The sequence below is a fragment of the Bradyrhizobium sp. AUGA SZCCT0160 genome (assembly GCF_018130105.1).
Classification (GTDB): domain Bacteria; phylum Pseudomonadota; class Alphaproteobacteria; order Rhizobiales; family Xanthobacteraceae; genus Bradyrhizobium.
The window spans coordinates 42,389-65,017 of the sequence record NZ_JAFCMD010000020.1; the positions used below are offsets into that span (position 1 = coordinate 42,389).

The following is a 22,629-nucleotide window of genomic DNA, read 5'->3' on the forward strand; positions in this document are numbered from 1 at the left end:
CCGGCGTACTGGATGCCCGCCTTCGCGGGCACGACACCGAGATTGCATATTCCAGCGAGGCACCCATGAACGCGCCCTTCAAGCCCCTGAACGAACCCGCCACCGACTTCGTGCGCCGCCATATCGGCCCCTCGCCCCGCGACATCGCAGCGATGCTGGAGAGCGTCGGCGTGAAAAGCCTCGGCGAACTCATGAGCCAGACGCTGCCGTCCTCGATCCGGCAGAAGACGCCGCTCGATCTCGGGCACGCGTTGAGCGAGACCGAAGCGCTCGCGCATATGGGGGAACTTGCCGCGCAGAACCAGGTGTTCACCTCGCTGATCGGCCAGGGCTATTCCAGCACCATCCTGCCCGCGGTGATCCAGCGCAACATCCTGGAGAACCCGGCCTGGTACACGGCGTATACGCCCTACCAGCCCGAGATCAGCCAGGGCCGGCTGGAGGCGCTGTTCAACTTCCAGACCATGATCTGCGACCTCACCGGCCTCGATGTCGCCAACGCCTCGCTGCTCGATGAAGCGACGGCTGCGGCCGAAGCGATGGCGCTGGCGGAGCGCTTCTCTGGCGTGAAGAGCAAATCGTTCTTCGTCGATGCGGACGTGCATCCCCAGACGCTGGCGCTGCTGCGTACCCGCGCCGAGCCGCTGGGCTGGAAACTGATCGTCGGCGATCCCCTCGCCGATCTCGACAAGGCGGACGTGTTGGGCGCGCTACTGCAATACCCCGGCAGTTCCGGCGCGGTGCGTGATCTGCGCCCCGTGATTGCCGCGCTGCGCGCCAAGGGGGCGCTTGCCGTCGTCGCCGCCGATCTGCTCGCGCTGACGCTGCTAGCCTCGCCCGGCGAACTCGGCGCCGATATCGCCATCGGATCGGCGCAACGCTTTGGCGTGCCGATGGGTTATGGCGGGCCGCATGCCGCCTATATGGCGGTGCGCGATGGGCTGAAGCGCTCGCTGCCCGGCCGCATCGTCGGGCTGTCGGTGGATTCGCGCGGCGAGCCGGCCTACCGCCTCGCGCTGCAAACCCGCGAGCAGCATATCCGCCGCGAAAAGGCTACCTCCAACATCTGCACCGCGCAGGTGCTGCTGGCGGTGATCGCCTCGATGTACGCGGTCTATCATGGCCCCGAGGGACTGACGCATATCGCGCGCACCGTGCATCGCCGGACCACCGTGCTCGCGGCAGGCTTGCGAGAACTGGGCGTTGCGTTGAAGAGCGAGGCGTTCTTCGACACCGTGACGGTGGATGTGGGTGCCAGGCAGAGCGAGATCATCGTCCGGGCGCACGCTGAAAATATCAATCTGCGCATCGGTGAACACACGCTCGGCATCGCGCTGGACGAGACCACGACACAAGCGACGGTCGAAGCGGTGTGGCGCGCGTTCGGCGGCAAGCTTGCCTATTCCGACATCGAGGTAACCGCACGCGAGACGCTGCCCTCCGCTCTCAAACGCGACAGCGCGTTTCTCACCCATCCCGTGTTCCACACCCACCGTTCCGAGACCGAGCTGTTGCGCTACATGCGCAAGCTCAGCGATCGCGACCTCGCGCTCGACCGCGCGATGATTCCGCTCGGCTCCTGCACCATGAAGCTCAACGCCACGGCGGAAATGATCCCGCTGACCTGGCCCGAGTTCGGCAATCTGCACCCGTTTGCGCCATCCGAGCAGGCCAACGGCTATCACGTGCTATTCCGGCGGCTTGAGAAAGCGCTGTGCGACATCACAGGCTATGACGCGATCTCGCTGCAGCCGAATTCCGGCGCGCAGGGCGAATATGCCGGCTTGCTGGCGATCCGCGGCTATCACGCAGCAAACGGCGAGCCACATCGCAAGATCTGCCTGATCCCCTCTTCCGCGCACGGCACCAACCCGGCCTCCGCCGCGATGGTCGGCATGGAGGTGGTGGTGGTCGCCTGTGACATCAGAGGCGACGTCGACGTAGATGATCTGCGGGCGAAGGCCGAGAAGCATTCGAAAAATCTCGCCGCGATCATGATCACCTATCCCTCGACGCACGGCGTGTTCGAGGAGCACATCCGCGATATCTGCGACATCGTGCATGGCCATGGCGGACAGGTCTATCTCGACGGCGCCAACATGAATGCGCAGGTCGGCCTGTCGCGGCCCGGCGATTACGGCGCCGACGTCAGCCATCTCAATTTGCACAAGACGTTCTGCATTCCGCATGGCGGCGGTGGCCCCGGCATGGGACCGATCGGCGTCAAGGCGCATCTGGCGCCCTTCCTGCCTGGTCATCCCGCGACCGACGGCACGGTGCCGCATCCGATCGGACCGGTGTCAGCCGCCCCGTTCGGCTCGGCCTCGATCCTGACGATCTCCTACATCTACATTCTGATGATGGGCGGCGAAGGCCTCACGCGGGCGACCGAGATCGCGATCCTCAACGCCAATTACATCGCGACCAAACTCGATTCGCATTTTCCGGTGCTGTACAAGAACGCAAAAGGCCGGGTGGCGCATGAGTGCATCGTCGATCCCCGCGCGCTGAAAGCGACTAGCGGCGTCACCGTCGACGACATCGCGAAAAGGCTGATCGACTACGGCTTCCACGCCCCGACCATGAGCTTTCCGGTGCCGGGCACGCTGATGATCGAGCCGACCGAATCGGAATCGAAGGCGGAGCTGGATCGCTTTTGTGATGCGATGATCGCGATCCGCAACGAGATCGCCGAGGTCGAGAAGGGCCGCTGGAAGATCGAAGCCTCGCCGCTGCGCCACGCCCCGCACACCGTGCACGACATCGCCGACGACGCCTGGGCCCGCGCCTACAGCCGCGCCGAGGGCTGTTTCCCGGCCGGCACCTCGCGGACGGACAAATACTGGTGCCCGGTCGGCCGCGTCGACAACGTCTATGGCGACCGAAACCTGGTGTGCTCGTGCCCGCCCGTGGAGGATTACGCTCAGGCGGCGGAGTGAGCTTAGTCACCGCGACCGTAGGATGGGTGGAGCGCAGCGATACCCATCGTTAGGCGGCGCGCGCATCGACATTTGCGATGGGTTTCGCTTCGCTCTACCCATCCTACAGATCAAGGCGCTACCAACGCCGGATTCCAGCGCCACAGATTATCATTGGTCAGGTGCGTGCCACCCCACCAGCGATCAATCGGGTTGTGTCGGCTGAAGTCTTCCTTGTGGGCAAGAACAGCCGCGCCGAATTCGGTAAGCGACAGCTCGCTTCGCTGGTACGCCTCTTGCCGCCCCCGCAACTTTTCGCGATCGAGCGTACGCAGTTGCTCGTCGAGGCCTTGCACCGCCGGCCGCGGGCCGTGCGCAAGCCCGTCCAGCAAATAGCCCAATTCCGACTCGCCGAAGATGCGCGTTTGGCGCAGTTGGTAGAGATAGAATAGCGCATTGGTTAGCGAATATCCCCGCGCGATCAGCTCGAGCATCCGCATTTCCGAGGCGCCAAGCCCTGTCGAACTTGACGGCAGTTCTTCGAGCAGATCGATCAAGACGGGTTTGAGAAGCGGCAAGGCGCTCAAGTCTCTGCCGAGCAGATCGAAGCAGCCTTTCGGGGTCGGCGCCCCATATGCCCGCCAAGCTGCGCTCGCTACCTCAAGTTCCTTTTCGGTGATGTTGACCACCGGCGGCCGCCACTTGCCGAGGCGGTCAAGCCCGATCATTTCGAGGTCAACCAAACGAAATTTCAACCTGGCGATCGTTTCCGGGTAAGGCCGGAAATAATCAAGTAGCCAGATCAACTGCAACTGAGCATTCGGTCGCGTGTCGAACCATAGTTCGACGCTTTCGTATCGCTGACAGAATTCGGCCAGGCTGAGGTCTCTGTGACTTCGGTTCTTGCTCCCGCTCCAGTTGGTGGCAAAGTCCGACCAGTGATGGCCGCGTAAAACATCTGACGTGCGCGGTCCGAGATAGGTTGCGAGTTCATCGGGCGAAGGCAATGGTCCCCAGCCGAAGCGAAAGAAGAAACTAAGCGCGAGATCGGCGAATTCCGGCTCGGTGAATTCCGGGGCGAGCCAGCCGGTCAGAATCAGAGGCTTCATCACGACCATCCCATTGAGAGGAATACGAGGACGCCGCTACTGTCAGCAGGACCCGTCTATTCAGGCGCGATCAGCATGCGGCTCGCCGGAGCCCATCGCCACAGATTGTCATTGGTCAATTCCGTCCCACCCCACCAGCGATGGATCGGATTGTGCCGGCTGAAATCTTCAGCCTGCGCCAAAACGGCCTCGCCGAGCGGGGTCAGCGACAGTTTGCTCTGCCTGTATCTCGCGAGACGGACCTCGTCAGCATGCATCTCGTCGGTGAACGGTCCCTCCTCAAGGCCGGCCACGGCAGGTGCCGGACCGCGCGCCAGCCCATCCAGCAGCTCGCCAACCTCCCAATAGCCGAATACACGTCGCGTGTTGCGCTTGTTGTGGCCCGGAAAGACGTCGAACGGAGTTGCGTCACCGGCAGCGACCAGTTCCAGCATTCGCATTTCGGTCGCGCCCAGGCCGGTTAAAGGCATGGGAAGCTCTTCGAGTAACTCCAGCACGACCTGTCGAAGCTGCGGCAGGGCGCTGACTTCCTTCTGAAGCAAATCAGCCCATTGTTGAGGTGTCGGCTGTCGATATGCCTGCCAGGCCAACTGGCGGCTTCAAGATGCTCGTTCCGGATTTTGACAGCCGGAGGCTTCCATTCTGAAATCGCTTCCGGAACCTGTTTGGCAATGTCGACGTCTGCCTGGAATAGGGTCAGCTTCGAGACACTACGCTCACGCGAGCTCAAGCAATCCAGAAGCTGCACGAGGATGAGTTGCGAGTTGGGGGCCGGATCAAACCAGAATTCAACGGCTTCGCAGCGCTCGCAGAGATCGAGCGCCCCCATCCCTTTCAAATGAAACTCTCCAAGCCGGTGCGGTGGAAAATGGTCCAGCGAGCCCGGCCCCAACATGGCTTCCAGCTTCACGTCCGATGGCAACTCGTCCCAGACGAACCGGAAGCCAAGCGGAATAACGATATCGCCGACTCCGGCGCGCAGGAGACACCCGCCTGCCGAATCGCTCGATGTCAAAACCAACCGCGTCATGTCAGTTCACCCGCATACGCAAAACAAAACGGGCACTGAGAACGTCGGCAACTCAACGTCCTCAGCACCCGCTATGTCGAAACCCGGATCATGCGATCCGAGACTTCGGAAAGTGCTATTCGTCGGCCGGCTCTTCGCCGTCGGCGTCGCGCTCGGGGGGACCGGCGAGAATCTGTTCGGCGATCAGACCGGAGTTCTGGCGGATCGCGGCCTCGATCTTTGCGGTCATGTCGGGATTTGCCTTGAGGAACGCCTTCGAGTTCTCGCGGCCCTGCCCGAGCCGCTGGCTGTCATAGGAGAACCAGGCGCCGGACTTTTCGACGATGCCGGCCTTGACGCCGAGGTCGAGGATTTCGCCCATCTTGGAGACGCCCTCGCCATACATGATGTCGAATTCGACCTGCTTGAACGGTGGTGCCAGCTTGTTCTTTACGACCTTGACGCGGGTCTGGTTGCCGACGACTTCATCGCGTTCCTTGATCGCGCCGATGCGGCGGATGTCGAGGCGAACCGAGGCGTAGAATTTCAGCGCGTTGCCGCCGGTGGTGGTCTCCGGCGAGCCGTACATCACGCCGATCTTCATGCGGATCTGGTTGATGAAGATCACCATGGTGTTGGATTTGTTGATCGAGGCGGTGAGCTTGCGCAGCGCCTGGCTCATCAGCCGCGCCTGCAGGCCGGGCAGCGCATCGCCCATCTCGCCTTCGAGTTCGGCCTTCGGCACCAGGGCAGCGACGGAGTCCACCACCAGCACATCGACCGCACCCGAGCGCACCAGCGTGTCGCAGATTTCCAGCGCCTGCTCACCGGTGTCGGGCTGCGAGATCAGGAGTTCGTCGATGTTGACGCCGAGCTTGCGGGCATAGACCGGGTCGAGCGCATGTTCGGCGTCGATGAAGGCGCAGATGCCGCCCTTCTTCTGGGCTTCGGCCACCGTGTGCAGCGCCAGCGTGGTCTTGCCTGATGATTCCGGCCCGTAGATTTCGACCACGCGGCCTTTCGGCAGGCCGCCGACGCCGAGCGCGATGTCCAGCCCAAGCGAGCCTGACGAAATCGTCTCGATATCCATCGAGCGATCGTTCTTGCCCAGCTTCATCACTGACCCCTTGCCGAACTGGCGCTCGATCTGGGAGAGCGCGGCGGACAGGGCCTTGGTCTTATCCATGGAGGATCCTTCGACGATACGCAGGGCAGTGGCGGACATGGGTGCTCCTTATGGCGGGGATTCGCTAGCGGGACAAACGGACGACGAGGGATCTAAAGGGATTCGATTGACGATGAGAACTTGTACCATCTTTGTTCTCTGTTCGCAATATGTTCTTTTAAGGTGAGCGGTCCTTCGCCCCTTCCGTCCCGGTCTAAGTTAATGATCCCTTTCGATAATCAGCCTTCCGAAGCCCAGCTACCCGCCGGTCGCGTAAACGAGGTCGCCCGAGTCGGCTCTGCCCGTAGTTCTCCGACCGTGAACAAGGTTCCGAGCGTATTGCTATCCTGATCGTTGCTCTCTCCAGCAAGGCAAAACAGGGCGCGCTGTAGCAATCGAAGCCCTGCCGCCTGCCGTCCCCTCGAAGCTGTCTTGGCGCGCCCAAAGAAACGGCCCCAGCCTCGGGGAAGAGGCACTGGGGCCGCTTATGCTGCCGGGGCAACTGGGGACTGGCAGCGCCTTTACAACTCCGCCCATTGCCACTTGTTCCCGAAATTCTGCGGCACTTTTTAGAAACCTTGTCCTGTCCCCGACGTATTCTCCAGGCTGGGGTATTGCAATTTCCAGCTCTGGTGCAACGCCGCCAAGCATTATTCAGCTTGGCGGCGCTGTGCTTTTGAGTGGCCGACTTTGCCTTCTCGGGTGTTCAATGTCGGCCGGTATCCACTCGGCGACGTCGGCCGCCCATTCTCCTTTGCATGGGGTTGTTTTCGCGATTTTGCATCTGAGCCGTCGTGTGACGATCATCACAGCAGTCCGTCGCGAGACCGCCTATCCCTGTCATCCAGGGTGGCGGGAATGGTCCTGCCCACGCAAACAGGAGACGGACATGACCGAACTCAACAACGAAATCTGCGAAATGTCGTTTGAACAACTCGAACAGGTCAGCGGCGGCGCCATCCTCGACCGGATCGTCGACGCGTACCTCAAGGCGTTGGGCGCCCGCTTGCTGGACGCCGTGCACCAGCCGCTGGTATCGCCGCAGAAGATGACCCTGCACATGCGATAGTGCCGGTCCGTCAAACCGGAATTGAGAGGCCGCCTTGGCGGCCTCTTTTGTTTGAGGACGCCGCCGGCGCCATGCCTGATGTCCGATTTCGGCCAGTTGCGGGAAGCTCAGCGGACCGCGCTCAACGCAACTTGTGCGGCGACGATCGGCGAATTGATCGGTGCCTTCGCTCGACGCGATTTCAAAACGGCACCGGCCAGATTTGAAACGTGCAGCGGCTCAGTTTCGAGTGTGCCAGCCATCACAGCCAACGGGAACATCCGAGCGCACCCTTGCAACGTGATTGTCGCAATCCCCATCAAAGGAGAGAGGCATGATTGAGATTGGCCAGAAGCCTATCGATGAACTGAACGTCGGCGAACTGACCATCGACGAACTGGACGCGGTGAACGGCGGCGGCCGTTTGAGCGATCTTTACCACCATGTCGTGGCGGTCATTCGCTTCCATACCGGCACCATCAGGAACATCGCGACAACCCTGCCCTAACCGACGCTTTGAAGAGGCCGCCTTTCATTGGCGGCCTTCCCCGTAGTTCTCCGGACAAGAACAAAGTTCCCAACCGGATGGTCGCCAGTTTTTCGCCTTGTGTTCGCGCCTTACCCCCGCGCGAACCCCGGCCCACCATCCCTTTGCGAGTGAATCAGTGCTATAATGGGGCTATGGACGAGACCCGGATCGCACCGCGGCGTCGCACGTTGAAGGCCGGAACCATTGAGTTCGGCGGCGGCGGGATCGATTGCACCGTTCGGAATCTCTCGGCCTCCGGCGCAGCGCTCGAGGTCGTGACCCCGCTGTTCATCCCGGACCGCTTCACATTGTTCGTGCCATCAGAACAGTTGAAGCGGCCGTGCCATATCGTCTGGCGCAAGGATAAGCGCATCGGCGTCACGTTCGATTAAGCCCCGCGCCGATCGCGTCGCCACAGCAGAACGACCCCGCCGCATGGGGCCATACGGTCGGGGTCGCCGACAGCGGGGAATAATCTGGAGGACCACCCCGCCGTCAGACAGATACGGCGGCAGCGATGGCTTCGTTTCAGCATCGGATTTTTTTAACAGGAGACGTTGAACCTTTTGCAGGGCCGCCAAGACATATTGCTGCCTGGGACATTGCATCACTCGGGGTATAAGCCTGCGCCGCCAAGCGACCATATTCCGCTTGCGCGGCGCGGTGCGTTTTGGACAGGTCAGGAAGGTCAAAGACTGCCTCTGCGGACATTGCAGGCCGCTGCCGGCAAGCAACAAGCCACGGCTCGTGGGAGCGCCGGCAAGGCGGGTTGGCCACCCCAACAGCCGAACGCGGGATTGTCCCCTCGCATAGCGATCACGACCTGTCACGGGCGCGCTTACCTTAGACGACCGCAATAGACGCTATCGGACAATGGAAACTTTACCCGCCCAACTCAGTTAATTCAGTTGGCGCATGGGGAGATTCCCTATGAATCACAAAGGCATAGAATATACGCTGACACGATCGGAAACCCCGGGGATCTGGAACTGGCAATTCCGGATTGGTGACCTCGTCAGGTCGGGACGAACGGAAGCAAGACTGCTCCTGCTCGCCATGCGCCGCGTTCAGCTGAAGATCGACCGCGAGCTCAGGCACACCGATCGCGAAGCGACCTCCGAATTCGGGGCCCCGCGCCCACCCATTCCCTCAACGGGCATCAAATAATATTTACAATCTAAAGTGACAATCTCGGATTGAATGCGGCTTGGGTCGGACAGGGCTGCTTCATGATCTACAAGGGCGTCGAATACACCGTGACTGCGGTTGCGCCGGGTATCTGGAAATGGCAATTCCGGATTGACGACAGGGTCATCACCGGCAAGACCGAAGCCAAACTCTATCTGCTCGCAGTGCGACGGGTACAGCTGCGGATCAACCGCGAGCGGAAAAAAAGCGCATCTGGCTAGTTCGCCCTGCTAGTCTGCGCTGGGAAGCCGCCGCATCGTGAATTCGATGTCGCCGCCGGGCAGTTCGCGCCAGCTTTCGACCGCGCTCAAATAGGCCGCCTTGGGATAGCGGCTGAGGAAATCGCGCGCCCTCGTCCGCGCTACCTCGCGCGGCAGCGTGAAGGTCTCGCGCAGATAGCCGTCATCCGGCTTGCGCCGAGAGGCCATCCGGCTGGCCAGATCCCGCGGACGCATGACCATGTCGCAACTCCGAAACACATGACGACACGTTCAATATAGAGCCGGCGGAGAACAATTCCGAGTCTGCGCTATGGGGCCTTTCGGCTAGCGAGGGGTATTGGCCGCACTGCCGGTCTTCGGCTTGGCTGGCGCAGCCGCCTTGGGCGTGTCGTTGTTGCGTACGGTTCCCCACGGATCGGAAGACGCCTTGGAGTCGGGAATCTTCTTCAGCGACTCCTTGTAAGCCTTGTCCTTGATCGCATCCTGTTCCTTCTCCTCCGGAGTCCTGGTGACGACTTCCGGCATCAGGTTCAGGTTGGGCATCTGCGCGTAAGCGGGCGCCGTCAGCAACACCATCATCACAGCCGCGCTCAGAATTCTCATAACAGGCTCTCCTTTGGGACACTCTCCCCCCGGCGTTTTCGGGCGTATATCACCGCCGCAGCCGCGCCGCCAAGCGCGCGCGATCAAAGCCGGTCCGACTTGCAGGATTTGGGGGATTGCATCCAGTCGTCCCAGATCGGTCCGCATTTGGTGCAGCCGTTAAGCGCAAGGCCCACGGCAATCAAGCTCGAAATCAACACCACCCGGCGAAACATGAACGCGCCCCACTCCCCGAAGTGGCGATCATGCCCCTCAAGTCTGGCATTTTCAAGCCAATGCAGGCCGGACGTTTGGGAATGCCGAGCGGGGGTGCCATGGTCATTGCGGCCGAATGCCCCTTACAATGGGCGGAACGCAATATCGTCCGAGGAACAATCATTCATGCAACAGCAACAGACGGCGGCATTCGGCATCGCGGAAGCAAAGCGGGTGCTGGACGAGGTGTTTGCACCGTGGGTGCTCGACCTCAATCTGTCGATCGAGGGTTTCGACTTCACCCCGCCGCAGGCTGGATCGGCCGACTGGCAGCCCGGTGCGATCCTGCGCATGCCGTTCTCGGAACGGCTGTGCCGCAATGGCGGCGTTGTCTCCGGCCAGGCGCTGATGGCGTTTGCCGACACGGCGATGGTGATCGCCAACGTCGCCGCCAATCGCGGCTATCGCCCGATGACGACGGTCGATCAGACCACGCATTTCATGCGCGCGGTCACCGCCTCCGACGTGCTGGCCGATGCGCGCGTGGTTCGCCTCGGGCGCACCATGAGCTTCGGCCGCGTCACGCTCTCCAGCGCCACCGACAACAAGCCGGTGGCGATGGTCTCGAGCGCGTTCGCGATGCTGTAGGTGATTTACTTGCCGAGGACCGATTCAGCGGCATTGACGATGCTCATCGTCGGATTCTTTCCGCAGTAGGTGCCGAACTTCTTGGCGTTCTCGACGAACACGTCGGTGTCGATGATCGCTTCGTCGGAGTCGCCCTTGTACCAGCCGTCCATCCAGGTCAGCACCATCTTGATGGTGTCATCACCACCATCGACGAACTGCTTGCAGGTCATGGTCGACAGATCGAGCACGACGGCATGCGCCGGAACGGATGCAAGTCCAAGCGGAAGCGTAAGCGCCGCCGCAAACAGAATCGAAACACTCGTCTTCATGATGCTCTCCCTTGGCGCATGACGGCGAAAGCCGGCACCAATGCCGGAAAACCGCGTCAGCACGTTTCCCGGTCAATGTCGTAATCGAAATGCAAAGGCATGCGCAAGCACCGCGTGTGTTGAATCGATTGTTCGCAATTACGCTGCGCTACATGAGATTCTCAAACAGAGCACGCTTAGGTTTTCGCACGTCGCCGGCAACGAGAAGCGCCGCACGGGCGGCGCTCTCTTGCAACATCGATGACGTGATTGCCGCCTCAGTATCGACCCCGGCCGCCCTGATGACCGCCACCACCATAGCCGCCGCCACCGATGCCAATCCCGATGCCGATGCCGACCGGCGGCCCCACGGGCTCATACACCTCGCGCGGCGGCGGGCGGCGATAGACCACTTCATCCTCATAGTAGTCGGGCCCGCGCACCCGCTTTGGCGGCGCGCGCTCGACGCGCTTGGGCGGATCCGGATCGACGCGCTTGATCGGCGTATTGTTCTTCTTCAGTTGCGGCGCTGAGGCCGGCGGGGTGCAGGGACAGGTCAGCGCGACGTTCTGCGGCGTAGCGCCACCGCCGACCGCCACCGCCGGGATGATCTCGGGACGGTTGCGCAGGCGTTCTTCCATCGTGCGCGCGGTCGGCGTCAAATCGCTGTCCGGGAATCTCGTCAGGAAGGCGCGATAGCCCGCCGCGGTGTTGGCGATGACCGCATTGTTCCACGCCACCATGCGCTTGTGCCGATTGAGCCAGTCGCGGGCCAGTGCACCGAGCGGAGTCTGCGCGTACAGATTGGCAAACGCCTCGTAGGATTCATCGGTGCCGTCGGCAACGATGATTTCGTTCGCGGCCTCGACCGGCTTGCCCTTCAGTTCGCGGGTCCATTCCTCGACGGTTTTCTTGGTCGCGGCCAGTTTCGGGCCGGCCACCGGGGTGCCCGAAAATCTGAAATCCTCCGTCAGCGAGGAACTGTCCCACGGCGTCTGCCGCCCGTCGGTCGCCTTGTTGACCGACACGCGCGTGCGCTTGAAGGTTTCCTCGATCGGAATGTTGGTTTCCTTGGCCGCGGCGATCAGCGCGGTGGTGTACGGACTGTTGCTGCCCGTGCCGTCCTCGGCCACCGCACCGGGCGAGGTCGAGAACGACAGGAACGTATTCGGCGCGCCGATCTTGGCGTCGATGATCGCGAGCCCGCCGCCCGCGCTCTTGGCTATGCCGGGGAACGGATTGTTGCGGCAGGCATCGAGCAGCAGGATACGCATCTTGCTCGGCGCCGAGGTCAGCGTGTTCAGGACGTCGTTCAGCCGCACCGCCTGGATCGGAATGTCGGATTCGCGCTTCGGATCGATGTCGACCGGCACCAGAAAATTCTCGCCGTCGATCTGCACGCCATGTCCGGCGTAATACACCAGCGCGATCGAATCGCCGCCCTTGGACGCGACCTTGCCGGCGAACTCCGAGAGCTGATCGCGAATCTGGCTTTGCGACAGATCGGAAACGGTCGAAACCTCGAAGCCGGAATCGATCAGCATCTTGCTGACCGCCTTGGCATCGTTGATCGGATTGGGCAGCGCCGGAACGGATTTATAGGCCGATTGGCCGATCACCAGCGCGAGGCGGCTTTCGGCGGAGGCGGAATGCGCGCCCAGCAGCAGCGCCGCCGGAAATACCAAATGGAAAAGCGCGTGACGAAACATGGGGCCACCTCCGGCAATGCAGGCTGCAAATTGGTCGAGGTCCTGGTGGTAAAGGTTCAAGCAAGTCAGGCAGTGTGAGGTGGGACACAGACTCAGTTCAACGACGAATTTGTCGCAGGCATAAAGCCCGCGCGATTTGATGTAATCAATTTGGTTTACCGGAATTCTTGGATTATCTGGTTTTCTTGGCGGGTTCCGCCGGACGCGCGACGCCCCAGGGATCGTATTTTTCCTTCGGTTCGGGAATTCGCTCGAGCGCAGCCTTGTAGGCTTTCTCGTCCACCTTCGGCTTGGTGTCCTGCTGCTTCGCCCTCGTTTCCTCAGCACCCCCTTGCTGTCGCCGGCCCTGGGCGTGCGCCGGCACCGCAAGCAACGCCAGAATGAATGCCGCAATCGTAATGGTCTTCATCGCCCCTGCTTTCTTCGCCATCTCGGCGACGTTCCGCCAGGATGATGGCAATCCCGGGATCGGGGGCATGATAGCCTGTCCGGATGCGCCGTTCAGCAAATGTTGATCGGCGCGGCCCGCTCGGCCGCACAATTTGATTGCCGCCGGGGGGCGCAATTTTCGCCGTCCCGGGGTAGAAAGCCGGCGATGGGGCGGGTGATTGTTCACATTGCGTTGGTCGCGGGCGTTGCGCTTGTGCTGGCAGGCTGCGGCTTTGCCGACGTCCGCTCGCCGGTGCCGGAATTCATGCGCGCCAAAGCGCCCGAACCGCCGCCGCCCGAGGCGCCGCCGGACCTCAAGCGTCTGCTCAGCGAAAAACTGGATTCGGTGTTCCTGGCGGCATCCAATCCGAGGGGCGTACAGTTCTCGGCGCCGCGCCCCGAGCTGCGCGGAACGGGCTGGACCGCCTGCGTCAAAGCCGATCTGACCTCGGTGAACGGCAAGCCGCTCGGCACGCAAACCTATCGCATCACGATTTCCAACGGCGCGATTTTCGATCGCCGCCAGGTCGAGGCGGAAGACACCTGCGCGACGGAGAGCTACCAGCCGGTGTAGCGGGGCTGGTGCAGCCGGTGCGTTGCAACGGATTCGAATTTCAAACAACGCTGTCGTCCCGGCCTTGAGCTCAGATGCGCAATTGCGCATCGGGGGACCCATACTCCGCGGCGGTCATTGTGGAACAAGGTCTCTAACGCCGGCGATCTCATCGATGGGCCGCGGCGTATGGGTCCCGGCTCAAGGCCGGGACGACGAAGATATGTGCCCGCATTCTCGCGACGCGATGCGCCCGAGGTTTGTTGGAAACTTCTCGCCCCCAAATCCAGAGGGCGCAGGGAATGCCGGATGCGCGCTGCACCCGCGGTCTCATGTGCGAATAGTGCAAACAAAGCTGCACACGAGCATACAGGGCAGCGGAGAGCATCCGACATTCCCTGCGCAATGGCTTTACGGCTTATGACGCGCTCTCCCCGGTGAGACGGCCTCTATTGCCACCGTCGCCCCTCGGAAGCGTTGGCTCCCGAAAGACTTGACGCCGTTACGGGCGCCAGGACCACACGCTTTCACCGTACGCATCAGCCGCGACCGTCAATCGCAACTGTTACGTCCACCGCAACCCGCCCCTCGTCGTGACGACGGCCGACGCCCTCTGAGTGGGACGGGATGGCCAAGAATGAACCGGTGATTTGGGGTCGAAGGAAAGAGAAATATTTTTGATTTTCGGAATTTTTGGACTTGACATGATTTCCGAAAACCGGAACTGATTTGCCCGTCGGGTTGATTTGTCGCACGCGGATCGCAAGATTTCACTTGCGCGCGAGGCGACACCGTTCTCAAGGCACAGGTAGAGACCGGCGGAAACCATGCGTTCAAGCGATCACGGGACGTCCGCTTATCGTACACTACGGACCCGATTCAGGCATCGCGTGATGTCCGAAAGATAGCATGACATCGGCTCCTTATTCGATCATCTCGTCGGCGCCGGCGAGCAGTGTCTGCGGCACAGCGAGGCCGAGCGTCTTGGCGGTCTTGAGATTGATCGCCAGCTCGTACTTGGTCGGTGCCTGTACCGGGAGCTCGGCGGGCTTCTCGCCTTTGAGGATGCGGTCGACATAGCCGGCCGCCCGGCGATACATGTCGATCTGATCAGGCCCATAGGAGAGCAACCCACCGGCGGCGACGAAGAGGCGTTCGAAGTAGATCGCGGGCAGTTTGTGCCGGGCCGCCAGCGCGACGATCAGATCGCGATGACGCTGCACCAACGGGCTCGCCGTCACGATCAGCCCGCCGTTCGGAGCACGCGCGAAGACGGCGACGGCGCGCTCGATCTCGCCGGCGTCGCGCACGTTGACCGGGTTCACCTCCACGCTGAGCGTCGGCGCCACGGCCTGGATGGCGGCGAACTGGCCTGGGCCGGAGGCTGTGGCGGCATTCCGAAGGACTGCTACTCGTGTCAGGCCGGGCGCGATCTGTTTGAGCAGTTCCAGCCATTTGCCCGCCAGGCTGTATTCGTAGTTCATGAAACCGGTGGCGTTGCCGCCCGGCCGCGCCAGGCTGTCGACGAAGCCGGCGCCGACCGGATCGACGACGGCCGGGAACACGACCGGTACGGTGCGGGTCGCCTGCAGCAACGGCCCCACGGTCGTGGCGGCATGGGCCAGGATGACGTCGGGCGCAAGCGCGGCCAATTCCGCCGCGTGCCTGCGAATCTCAGCGGCATCGGTCGTGGCCCAGCGGGTGTCGATGCGCACGTTGCGGCCGATGGTCCAGCCCGATTGCTCCAGGCCCTGATGAAATGCCGCGATTCGGGCCTGCATTCCCGCATCGTCCGCGGCTGCGGGCAGCAACACGCCGATGTGCCGCACGCGCTCTTGTGCATGCGCCGCAAGCGGCCACGATGCAGCCGCAGCGCCAATGATCGTAATGAACTCGCGTCGTTTCATTTCGATGTCCTCGCCGGATCCGGCGTCATGCGTGCGGACGAATTAAGATCCGGCAGAGTGCCGCGCGCGCCGCCGGTATCACTCCCAAATTGTCGAAATTCCAGGCCCCCGGGGACACTGCCCCGTTCAATCGTCGCAGGCGAAAGCCTAACACGCTTCGAAATCACGATGCCGCCCTGAAAGGCACTTTTCTCGCGTATGTCCGTTTTCGGTCAGAAGCCGACCTGACCGGAACGTCCGCTTCTGGCGTGCCGGCTCAACCGGTCGCCGCAACACAGGCGTCAAATCTCTCTGCTTAGGACGGGATGCCGATGCGCCACTGATTTTCCTGAGCTGTCGCTAAGGTGTTGACGCATCCGTACGCGAGAATATCTTGATCTCGCAAAAGGATCATCAATGAAGCGGCCCGTGTCAGGAAAAACCTGTCGGATGCCCTATATGCAACTACGCCGGTTGTGCTTGTTCAGGCGCTCTCACCGAGTCGCTAGTTGGCATTCGCGCATAAACCGACGGTCGTTGTGGGCCATTTTGTTTATTTTGGTGTTCCCCGCCAACTGCCTGGCCGGTGAAGGGAAACCCATCAGCATCACCGTGGCGGCCGACCCCACGAAGGCCGACGGAGAACCTTGGGACGGCATTCCAGGCCTTGGCGGGGCGCGCGCTCCGACGGCCATCAACAAAAATGCGCCGGATCTGGCGGTCTGCGTCGTTCGTATGGAAACGCCTCCGGAATGCAGCATGCGGTACGTGAACCTGAAGCAATATTCGCTTTGCCAGGACAGCTACGCTTGCATTTTTAAGCGGGTGAGCATCCCCGATGGTCCTTTCGGGCTCATCATTCTGGATTTGGACTTACGGCGGCATGACCTGGTTGGTTTCCTCTTAATGACGGCTGGGAAGGCTCTTGCTCCTGACCAGCGAGCCGCTTTGGAAAGCGAGATTCGGAGAAGAGCCGACCAGTTAGCGCCCCCTTTTTCCCAAGAAGAGAAGCAACGCAGGTTGAGGGAGATGCTTGTTGTTCCGATGGACCGCTGCGCCGAAGCTAAGGGATGCAGGCTCGTCCAATCCGAAATCCGCGTGAACTCGGCCGAGTGATCCTGCCGGGGCGCTCCGTCCCGTCGTCACGCCTCCTATCACAGAGGACTTCGATGCGGTTCCGGATACTACCGTCATGACCAATGACGTAGGCGTAATAGCTAGCAGCCATTGCCAATTACTTCGGCGGCTGTAAGCCGGGAGACTTCAGCCACTCGCTCATGCGTTACGGTTTCGGCCCGTCTTGCTGCTCCGGTGAACGGACATTCTCAGGATCGGGGGGCATATCCCAAAAGTGCCACAAGCGGAATCCGTCGTAGCTATTCGATAAGGTCATCTGCGCGCAGCATTAAATCTCGGCTAATCGGCAATCCTATAATGCGTGCTGTTTTCAGATTGAGCACAAGCTCGAACTTGACAGGTTGCTCGATCGGCAGGTCGGCCGGTTTGGTACCCCTCAACACCTTCTGCACGTAACCTGCAAGCCGCTTGGCCTCGAAGATCCTATCCGGTCCATAGGACAACAAGGCCCCGCTGGCGGCAAATTCGCGCCACGCAGCGATGACCGGGAGCCGCTGCTCCAATGCGTACTGAGCAATTCTCGGGGCAACCAAACTAGTCAGTCGCGAAGCGACCACAAACAAACTGTTCGCGCCACTGGCACTTGCTGAACGAAGCGCGGCTTCCAGCTCTTCCGGGTTGCTGATGGGATGCGCTGTTACATCGATACTAAACGATTGGGCTCCTTTCCGTGCGAAGGTAAGCTCGTCATCGAGATGCTGCGGATTGAAAATTACGCTCACCCGCTTTGCGTCTGGCACGACCTCGTTTAGCAGCTCCATCCGCTTGGCTGCCATTTCATCGGTAAGAAATGTCACACCGGTAAAATTCTTGCCCGGGTTGGCCAGTGACACGGCTAGTCCTGAACGTACCGGACTGTCGCTGACGCCGCCGACGACAGGTATGGTGCCGTTGCTTGCATCAAACAGCGCCTTGAGAATGTCACCGCCAACCGCAAGCAGAAGGTCGGGCTTCTGCGCAACAAGTTCCTCCGCCAACTCCGGCAGGCGCGCGGCGTGGCCGTTCGCATAACGGTAAATGATCTGCAGATTGCTGCCGTCAACAAGGCCGCCCTGCGAAAGCGCCTCTTTCAACGACTGATCGATCCGCCCCAGCGATCCACCGCCGAATACGAGCCAACCGATCCGCACGGGCTTCTTTTGCGCGACCGCCAGCCGTGGAAGCGATACCGCTGCAGACGTGATCAAGCCAATAAAATCGCGCCGCCTCATGGTCGTTCACCGGAATTCGAGCCGCTCGGCAGCCGAGAATATAGCACGTCGGGAAAAGCAGCGTGGGATTTCTGGAACACGTCCGTATTGGGTCATTTTCGAATGTCAACGCGCTCGCAGTGGTGAGGTCCGCCCTGCCCGTTGAAACGGACATCATCGGCGGCGCAACGGCGTCGCGCTAGCCAGCTAACCGTTGATCACGCGCTGTCCGCCATCTCCCGAGAAAGTGCATCCCATCAATCAACACTCGGGCTGCTCCAATGCCTCTCTCTGCGCGCGCAAGAGTAAAAATCGCGAGCGGGTGAAGGGCCCCTCCTTCGGAGACAGACCCCTCAAGCGCTTCTCTCGGGAGCCGTGCGTATCCTAGTACACCTTGTCCACCGGCAGGCCGAGCGCCATCGAGCCGGCGTATTGTGCCTGCGGGCCGGCCTGCAGCGGGTGGTAGCGCGCGGCCTGGATGTCGCGGAAGCGACGCTCCAGCCCGGTGGCGCGGTAGAAGCCGGCGCCGCCGGCGAGCTCCATCGCAAGCTCTACGGTGGCAATGGCGTGGCGCGCGACGAGCGTGCGGCCCGTCATCACCTGGTTGATGGTCTCGGCCGAAGGCGCATCGAGCCGCACCGCCGCCAGCATGTGTTCGCGAGCAAGGCGCGCACCAGCCAGCTCGGTGTCCATGCGGCCGGCGAGCTGGATCATGTGGTTGTCGACCTTCTTCTTTTTCGCGACACCAACCGCGACGTCGCGGGCGCTCTCGGCGACGCCGAGATAGACCGAATAGATCAGCGGGAACGCGATGGTTGCGATGATCTGGAACAGCGGATGCCATTCGCCGGCCTTGCGCTTCACCGCAACGGCCGCCTCCGGCACCACATGGCCGTCGATCAAGACGTCGTTGGAGCCGGTGCCGCGCATGCCAAGCGTGCGCCAGTTGTCCATCACCTTCACCTGCGGCGAGTTCATTGGCAGACCGAAGTGCAACACCTGTGCCGGTTCGCCTTCGCTCTCCAGCACGGCAGTGGTCATGAACAGGTTCGCGGCCGGCGAGCCGGAGGCAAACACCTTGCGCGCGGTGATGCGATAACCGCCGTCGACCTTCTCGGCCTTGCCGGAGCCGCCGATCCAGTCGCTGCCGCCGCTCGACAGCAAAAAGATGCGCTCGGCAGCGATGCGCTTGAGCAAGGGCTCGACGGGCGCCGCCTTCTGCACCTTCCAGCGCCAGGCGGGAATCGCGACCTGATGGGTGTGCATGGAAAACGCCAGCGCGGTGGAGCCGCAATGCTGGCCGAGGATGCGCAGCATTTCGGCGAGCTCATCGATGCTGGCGCCGCCGCCGCCAAGTTCAGTGGGGACGCCGGCCTCGACCAGGCCCGCTTCCTTCAGCAGGGCAAAATTCTCGGCGACGAACTGGTCCTCGTCGGTGGCGGTTTCAGCGCGCTTGGCGAAGACGGGGCCAAGTTCGCGGGCGATCTCGATGGGGCTGCGGTGCGTTGTCGCATCGATGGCGCGTGCGGTGTTGCTGCTCATGGTCATCCCTCCATTCATTGGGACATCCGCGAGTAAGCGAGATGTCTAATGCCCCGGAAACTAGGCCCGGGCGCAAGATCCCTCCAGTTCAGGAAGTGTACTGCCGCGGCGGCGATGCGCCGCCTGGAAAACAGGCCACTGTAAACATTGGTTTATTCGCTTCGCTATGGCCGCCGGCAGGCCAGACCAGTATAGTATCTGTACTGCCCCCGCGCGTGCATGAGGAGATCCCCGTTGCCCGACAAAAGCGAACGCGGAAGCTATGGGCAGTTCTGCCCGGTGGCGATGGCATCAGAGATCTTCTGCAACCGCTGGACCGCGCTGGTGCTGCGCGAATTGCTCTGCGGCACCACGCGCTTCAACGAACTGCGCCGCGGCGTGCCGCGGATGTCGCCGACGCTGCTGTCGAAGCGGCTGAAGGAGCTGGAAGAAGCCGGCGTGATCGTCGCGGTCCCCACCGGTCAGCACGGCGTGATGGACTACAAGCTGACCGAGGCGGGCGAAGATCTGCGCGGCATCGTCATGTCGCTCGGTTTCTGGGGGCAGCGCTGGGTCGAGTCGACGCTGTCGCTGAAAAATCTCGATCCCGGGCTGTTGATGTGGGACATGCGGCGCAACCTGCAGCCCACGCCATTGCCGCCGCGCCGCACCACCATCAATTTCATCTATCCGGAAATGCGGCCGGACCGGAAATCATGGTGGCTGGTGGTCGAGCGCGAGAAGGTCGACCTCTGCCTCACCGATCCCGGCTACGACGTCGACCTCTATGTCAGCTGTCCCCTGCGCGCCATGACTGCGGTGTGGATGGGCGTCGCCAAGCTCCACAGCGAAGTCGAAGCCGGCCGCATCAAGGTCACCGGCGACAGCTCGATCGCCAGATCGATGCAGCAATGGCTGGGTCTCAGCCCCTTCGCGCAGGGGCAAAGGGCTGTGGTGTAGCTGCAAACAGGCCGTTACCGTTAGGGATCTGATTGGCAGCTCTGCCTCAGACCGCTTCCGTCCAGCTTTCCGAGAATGCCAACGCCGACGTCGAGAATGGCCGCCCCTCGCGTTCCCGCGGCCAGGACCGCCCTTTCGCCTCGACGCCGTTGCGGACGAGACGGGTGCCGAGCGCCGGGATCAGCACGGTGCACACGCCGTAGCGCCGGTCGGGAATCTGGTTCGGCTGCGAGTGGATGAGCAGCGGTTCGCCGATATCGAACCAGGTAAGTGAGATGTCTTCGCCGTGCGACTTGATGTGTTCGGTCCAGAAGTAGCGCGGATCTCCCGCTTTGGAGAATTGCGCGTCCGCACAGGGGATAGTTGTGTCGGAAAGTTCGGTATTGAGCATGCCTTGTACGGTAGACTGCAGCCACCGCGCCATCGCGATGTTGTCGGAGTAAATGCGCCACCGACCTTCCGTCAGCTCGCTCTTCAAGTAGAGAACGTGTCCGGGACCAGCCGGCGAAAAGATGATCCGCCAATAGCTCGCCTCGGTCGAGTTCGGCTCGCCGTCCTTCGGACTCAAGCGGATAAACGGGTTCTCGCCCGTCAGGATCGTTTTGTTGGGATCGGCAATGCTCATGTAACGGGTCTCCCTCTCAACTTCTCATGATACGTCGTTGTATGTCCGCTTTACGCGCCAAGGCGGACATTGCGATCATTCCGCGCGATACTAACGGTTCGCGTCATCGCTGCAATCCCTGGATAGCGACGGCGCCCACTGCGATGCCAGCGAGCATCGACAACGCAACTGTATATTTTGTTTTCACTGTGCTCCTCCCTGTTGATTGCTCGAGATGACTGTAAATGTGTGCGGCCGAGAGCCAGGTTTGCAAATAGTGTCTGCCGCCTGGGCTGCCAATTGTCATAAGCGGGGAATTCGGCTGTTCCTCGTTTTGCGGACGGCTCGTCACAAGCAAAACGCTGGACAGGAAGAGAGCTACACGTTCCCGGATGAGTTCCTGCGCCTCGTCAACGACGCCGGTTGAGCGACGGCACATCCGTTCACAACACTGTTATTGCGCCCTGTCGCGCGCTTCGCCTCCCGCAACTGGGCCTCTCGCGCGTGTTGTTGTATTCTCGGCGAAATAACTGCACGGTCGCAGGAGAAGCTTACATGAACACGTTCGTACTCAACCGCCGCAACCTCCTCGTCGCCGGCGGCTCCGTCCTGGCAACCGGCGTTTCCGGGCTGCTGGTGCCCGCCCGCGCGGAAGGCCTCGCACCGACCCCTTCGATGCCGGGCGGGGCCAACAACTACCTCAAGGGCGCGCCGACCGTGAATCGGATCGGCAAGGGTGGCTTCTGGATGACCGGCACCGTACGCCGCGCAGGCGACGGCGCCCCGCTTGCCGGGCAGCGCATTCAGATCTGGGCGCACACGACCGAAGGGCGGGAGGGGGATGAGCGTAGTCATGGGGCCACGCTCACCGACAAGAACGGGGCGTTCCGCCTCGAGATGCCGCAGATCATTCCGATCTTCGGCCAGCCACATGGTCACCTCGCCTATGACAGTGGTGAATTCAAAACCGTCTTTCTACGTCCCGTGATGCGCAGCGCCAAAGATACCAGCCTCGAGGCGCACTTCGTCCTTCAGCCGGCCTGACCGAGTTGGGAACACGGGGATGAGATTGGCGAAGGTGACCCTGATCTGGGCCGCCCTTGCAGCAGCCATTTGCGTGCCGATCGCCGCTGCAGCAGCGAGCCCGCTGCTCGCATGGCGCGATCCGCTCTACATACTGGCCGGGTTCGCAGGGATTATCGCACTGGGTCTTGTGCTCGTTCAGCCTTTGCTGATTGGCGGATACTTGCCGGGACTGTCGGCTTATCGTGGACGACGCGCACATCACTGGATCGGAGGCGCGCTGGTCGTGGCGGTGGTGGTCCACGTCGCCGGCCTCTGGATCACCAGTCCCCCTGATATGATTGACGCCCTTCTGTTCTCATCGCCAACGCCGTTCTCCCCGTGGGGTGTGGTCGCCATGTGGGCCATCTTCGCCGTCGCAATCATAGCGGCACTTCGCCGACGATTGGGACTGCGAGCGCGAACGTGGCGTGTCGTCCATATGCCCCTCGCGATTGTCATCGTCGTCGGCAGCGTGGTCCACGGCATCCTGATCGAGGGGACGATGGAGACGATGACGAAGGCCGCGCTTTGCGCGCTGGTCCTTGCGGCGACCATAAAAGTCATGGCTGACCTGCGGGTATGGAGAAAGCGAGGGACGTTGCGCGGAGAGAGCGTTACGCGACAGTAAACCAGGCGAAATTGATAGCGATAA

Annotated in this window: 24 protein-coding genes; 11 read left to right on the forward strand and 13 right to left on the reverse strand. The window is 61.8% G+C overall.

Translation table 11 applies throughout. The features are described 5' to 3' along the window. Positions 1 to 65 precede the first annotated feature (65 nt). Positions 66 to 2,939 carry an aminomethyl-transferring glycine dehydrogenase gene (gene gcvP, locus JQ558_RS27285; RefSeq protein ID WP_212295718.1) on the forward strand — a complete coding sequence of 958 codons (2,874 nt, stop codon included), beginning with the start codon at positions 66 to 68 and terminating at the stop codon, positions 2,937 to 2,939. Between the two features lie 110 nt (positions 2,940 to 3,049). Here the strand turns inward: gcvP and JQ558_RS27290 are convergent, their stop codons facing one another. The 4 genes from JQ558_RS27290 to recA all read right to left on the reverse strand — a co-directional run bounded on the left by JQ558_RS27290 (position 3,050) and on the right by recA (position 6,261). Beyond that, positions 3,050 to 4,027, reverse strand: a complete 978-nt coding sequence (locus JQ558_RS27290) for a hypothetical protein (protein WP_212295719.1) — start codon at positions 4,025 to 4,027, stop codon at positions 3,050 to 3,052. Between the two features lie 56 nt (positions 4,028 to 4,083). After that, positions 4,084 to 4,497 (reverse strand): hypothetical protein, encoded by a 414-nt coding sequence (locus tag JQ558_RS37470; RefSeq protein ID WP_249142655.1) that lies wholly within the window; start codon positions 4,495 to 4,497, stop codon positions 4,084 to 4,086. Continuing rightward, a complete protein-coding gene (locus JQ558_RS37475; protein ID WP_249142656.1) occupies positions 4,488 to 5,057 on the reverse strand; it encodes a hypothetical protein in 570 nt (189 codons plus the stop codon). Before JQ558_RS37475 ends, JQ558_RS37470 begins: the two co-directional genes overlap by 10 nt. Before the next feature lie 115 nt (positions 5,058 to 5,172). Beyond that, on the reverse strand, positions 5,173 to 6,261 hold the full coding sequence (recA, locus tag JQ558_RS27300) for a recombinase RecA (RefSeq protein WP_192734187.1): 1,089 nt from the start codon (positions 6,259 to 6,261) through the stop codon (positions 5,173 to 5,175). An 829-nt stretch (positions 6,262 to 7,090) separates the two neighbouring features. On the opposite strand from recA, the gene JQ558_RS27305 reads away from it, so the two are divergent. The 4 genes from JQ558_RS27305 (at position 7,091) to JQ558_RS27320 (ending at position 9,187) form a co-directional block, all read left to right on the forward strand. Beyond that, on the forward strand, positions 7,091 to 7,270 hold the full coding sequence (locus tag JQ558_RS27305; RefSeq protein WP_212204474.1) for a hypothetical protein: 180 nt from the start codon (positions 7,091 to 7,093) through the stop codon (positions 7,268 to 7,270). 313 nt (positions 7,271 to 7,583) lie between these two features. Next, the gene (locus tag JQ558_RS27310) at positions 7,584 to 7,757 is read left to right on the forward strand and encodes a hypothetical protein (RefSeq protein ID WP_192734190.1); all 174 of its coding nucleotides are present in this window, start codon (positions 7,584 to 7,586) and stop codon (positions 7,755 to 7,757) included. Positions 7,758 to 7,930: 173 nt separating this feature from the next. Further along, on the forward strand, positions 7,931 to 8,170 hold the full coding sequence (locus JQ558_RS27315) for a PilZ domain-containing protein (protein WP_192734191.1): 240 nt from the start codon (positions 7,931 to 7,933) through the stop codon (positions 8,168 to 8,170). Positions 8,171 to 9,007: 837 nt separating this feature from the next. Then, on the forward strand, positions 9,008 to 9,187 hold the full coding sequence (locus JQ558_RS27320; protein WP_212273230.1) for a hypothetical protein: 180 nt from the start codon (positions 9,008 to 9,010) through the stop codon (positions 9,185 to 9,187). Between the two features lie 9 nt (positions 9,188 to 9,196). On the opposite strand, the gene JQ558_RS27325 is transcribed toward JQ558_RS27320, so the two are convergent. Beyond that, positions 9,197 to 9,427, reverse strand: coding sequence for a hypothetical protein (locus tag JQ558_RS27325; RefSeq protein WP_212204472.1), 231 nt, complete (start codon positions 9,425 to 9,427; stop codon positions 9,197 to 9,199). Between the two features lie 84 nt (positions 9,428 to 9,511). After that, positions 9,512 to 9,790 (reverse strand): hypothetical protein, encoded by a 279-nt coding sequence (locus JQ558_RS27330; RefSeq protein ID WP_212204471.1) that lies wholly within the window; start codon positions 9,788 to 9,790, stop codon positions 9,512 to 9,514. A 381-nt stretch (positions 9,791 to 10,171) separates the two neighbouring features. Between JQ558_RS27330 and JQ558_RS27335 the strand changes: the two genes are divergently transcribed. Beyond that, positions 10,172 to 10,633 (forward strand): PaaI family thioesterase, encoded by a 462-nt coding sequence (locus tag JQ558_RS27335; protein WP_212295720.1) that lies wholly within the window; start codon positions 10,172 to 10,174, stop codon positions 10,631 to 10,633. A 5-nt stretch (positions 10,634 to 10,638) separates the two neighbouring features. Here the strand turns inward: JQ558_RS27335 and JQ558_RS27340 are convergent, their stop codons facing one another. The 3 genes from JQ558_RS27340 to JQ558_RS27350 form a co-directional block, all read right to left on the reverse strand. Then, entirely contained in the window at positions 10,639 to 10,944 is a 306-nt protein-coding gene (locus tag JQ558_RS27340; RefSeq protein WP_212295721.1) for an HdeA/HdeB family chaperone, read from the reverse strand. A 257-nt stretch (positions 10,945 to 11,201) separates the two neighbouring features. Next, complete coding sequence (locus tag JQ558_RS27345; RefSeq protein ID WP_212295722.1) at positions 11,202 to 12,632, reverse strand: caspase family protein; 1,431 nt, start codon at positions 12,630 to 12,632, stop codon at positions 11,202 to 11,204. A gap of 172 nt (positions 12,633 to 12,804) precedes the next feature. Continuing rightward, a complete protein-coding gene (locus JQ558_RS27350) occupies positions 12,805 to 13,041 on the reverse strand; it encodes a hypothetical protein (protein ID WP_212295784.1) in 237 nt (78 codons plus the stop codon). Between the two features lie 186 nt (positions 13,042 to 13,227). Here JQ558_RS27350 and JQ558_RS27355 point away from each other — a divergent pair, with 186 nt between their 5' ends. Further along, positions 13,228 to 13,635 (forward strand): hypothetical protein, encoded by a 408-nt coding sequence (locus JQ558_RS27355; protein ID WP_212273232.1) that lies wholly within the window; start codon positions 13,228 to 13,230, stop codon positions 13,633 to 13,635. Positions 13,636 to 14,537: 902 nt separating this feature from the next. Here the strand turns inward: JQ558_RS27355 and JQ558_RS27360 are convergent. Next, positions 14,538 to 15,521, reverse strand: a complete 984-nt coding sequence (locus JQ558_RS27360; RefSeq protein WP_212295723.1) for an ABC transporter substrate-binding protein — start codon at positions 15,519 to 15,521, stop codon at positions 14,538 to 14,540. A gap of 516 nt (positions 15,522 to 16,037) precedes the next feature. Here JQ558_RS27360 and JQ558_RS27365 point away from each other — a divergent pair. Next, a complete protein-coding gene (locus JQ558_RS27365) occupies positions 16,038 to 16,616 on the forward strand; it encodes a hypothetical protein (protein WP_212204464.1) in 579 nt (192 codons plus the stop codon). 260 nt (positions 16,617 to 16,876) lie between these two features. Here the strand turns inward: JQ558_RS27365 and JQ558_RS27370 are convergent, their stop codons facing one another. Then, on the reverse strand, positions 16,877 to 17,848 hold the full coding sequence (locus JQ558_RS27370) for an ABC transporter substrate-binding protein (protein ID WP_212204463.1): 972 nt from the start codon (positions 17,846 to 17,848) through the stop codon (positions 16,877 to 16,879). Between the two features lie 363 nt (positions 17,849 to 18,211). Next, positions 18,212 to 19,369 (reverse strand): acyl-CoA dehydrogenase family protein, encoded by a 1,158-nt coding sequence (locus JQ558_RS27375; protein WP_212204462.1) that lies wholly within the window; start codon positions 19,367 to 19,369, stop codon positions 18,212 to 18,214. 285 nt (positions 19,370 to 19,654) lie between these two features. Between JQ558_RS27375 and JQ558_RS27380 the strand changes: the two genes are divergently transcribed. After that, a complete protein-coding gene (locus tag JQ558_RS27380; protein ID WP_249119562.1) occupies positions 19,655 to 20,308 on the forward strand; it encodes a winged helix-turn-helix transcriptional regulator in 654 nt (217 codons plus the stop codon). Between the two features lie 46 nt (positions 20,309 to 20,354). On the opposite strand, the gene JQ558_RS27385 is transcribed toward JQ558_RS27380, so the two are convergent. Next, the gene (locus JQ558_RS27385; RefSeq protein WP_212204460.1) at positions 20,355 to 20,933 is read right to left on the reverse strand and encodes a hypothetical protein; all 579 of its coding nucleotides are present in this window, start codon (positions 20,931 to 20,933) and stop codon (positions 20,355 to 20,357) included. 534 nt (positions 20,934 to 21,467) lie between these two features. Here JQ558_RS27385 and JQ558_RS27390 point away from each other — a divergent pair. After that, complete coding sequence (locus tag JQ558_RS27390) at positions 21,468 to 21,956, forward strand: Twin-arginine translocation pathway signal (protein WP_212204458.1); 489 nt, start codon at positions 21,468 to 21,470, stop codon at positions 21,954 to 21,956. Between the two features lie 19 nt (positions 21,957 to 21,975). Next, positions 21,976 to 22,605 (forward strand): ferric reductase-like transmembrane domain-containing protein, encoded by a 630-nt coding sequence (locus JQ558_RS27395; RefSeq protein ID WP_212295724.1) that lies wholly within the window; start codon positions 21,976 to 21,978, stop codon positions 22,603 to 22,605. The last annotated feature ends 24 nt before the right edge of the window (positions 22,606 to 22,629 follow it).

Coding starts and splice junctions, on each gene's coding strand:
- gcvP (WP_212295718.1), top strand. CDS start 66: ATGAACGCGCCCTTCAAGCCCCTGAACGAACCCGCCACCGACTTCGTG.
- JQ558_RS27290 (WP_212295719.1), bottom strand. CDS start 4,027: ATGAAGCCTCTGATTCTGACCGGCTGGCTCGCCCCGGAATTCACCGAG.
- JQ558_RS37470 (WP_249142655.1), bottom strand. CDS start 4,497: ATGCCTTTAACCGGCCTGGGCGCGACCGAAATGCGAATGCTGGAACTG.
- JQ558_RS37475 (WP_249142656.1), bottom strand. CDS start 5,057: ATGACGCGGTTGGTTTTGACATCGAGCGATTCGGCAGGCGGGTGTCTC.
- recA (WP_192734187.1), bottom strand. CDS start 6,261: ATGTCCGCCACTGCCCTGCGTATCGTCGAAGGATCCTCCATGGATAAG.
- JQ558_RS27305 (WP_212204474.1), top strand. CDS start 7,091: ATGACCGAACTCAACAACGAAATCTGCGAAATGTCGTTTGAACAACTC.
- JQ558_RS27310 (WP_192734190.1), top strand. CDS start 7,584: ATGATTGAGATTGGCCAGAAGCCTATCGATGAACTGAACGTCGGCGAA.
- JQ558_RS27315 (WP_192734191.1), top strand. CDS start 7,931: ATGGACGAGACCCGGATCGCACCGCGGCGTCGCACGTTGAAGGCCGGA.
- JQ558_RS27320 (WP_212273230.1), top strand. CDS start 9,008: ATGATCTACAAGGGCGTCGAATACACCGTGACTGCGGTTGCGCCGGGT.
- JQ558_RS27325 (WP_212204472.1), bottom strand. CDS start 9,427: ATGGTCATGCGTCCGCGGGATCTGGCCAGCCGGATGGCCTCTCGGCGC.
- JQ558_RS27330 (WP_212204471.1), bottom strand. CDS start 9,790: ATGAGAATTCTGAGCGCGGCTGTGATGATGGTGTTGCTGACGGCGCCC.
- JQ558_RS27335 (WP_212295720.1), top strand. CDS start 10,172: ATGCAACAGCAACAGACGGCGGCATTCGGCATCGCGGAAGCAAAGCGG.
- JQ558_RS27340 (WP_212295721.1), bottom strand. CDS start 10,944: ATGAAGACGAGTGTTTCGATTCTGTTTGCGGCGGCGCTTACGCTTCCG.
- JQ558_RS27345 (WP_212295722.1), bottom strand. CDS start 12,632: ATGTTTCGTCACGCGCTTTTCCATTTGGTATTTCCGGCGGCGCTGCTG.
- JQ558_RS27350 (WP_212295784.1), bottom strand. CDS start 13,041: ATGAAGACCATTACGATTGCGGCATTCATTCTGGCGTTGCTTGCGGTG.
- JQ558_RS27355 (WP_212273232.1), top strand. CDS start 13,228: ATGGGGCGGGTGATTGTTCACATTGCGTTGGTCGCGGGCGTTGCGCTT.
- JQ558_RS27360 (WP_212295723.1), bottom strand. CDS start 15,521: ATGAAACGACGCGAGTTCATTACGATCATTGGCGCTGCGGCTGCATCG.
- JQ558_RS27370 (WP_212204463.1), bottom strand. CDS start 17,848: ATGAGGCGGCGCGATTTTATTGGCTTGATCACGTCTGCAGCGGTATCG.
- JQ558_RS27375 (WP_212204462.1), bottom strand. CDS start 19,369: ATGAGCAGCAACACCGCACGCGCCATCGATGCGACAACGCACCGCAGC.
- JQ558_RS27380 (WP_249119562.1), top strand. CDS start 19,655: ATGGCATCAGAGATCTTCTGCAACCGCTGGACCGCGCTGGTGCTGCGC.
- JQ558_RS27385 (WP_212204460.1), bottom strand. CDS start 20,933: ATGAGCATTGCCGATCCCAACAAAACGATCCTGACGGGCGAGAACCCG.
- JQ558_RS27390 (WP_212204458.1), top strand. CDS start 21,468: ATGAACACGTTCGTACTCAACCGCCGCAACCTCCTCGTCGCCGGCGGC.
- JQ558_RS27395 (WP_212295724.1), top strand. CDS start 21,976: ATGAGATTGGCGAAGGTGACCCTGATCTGGGCCGCCCTTGCAGCAGCC.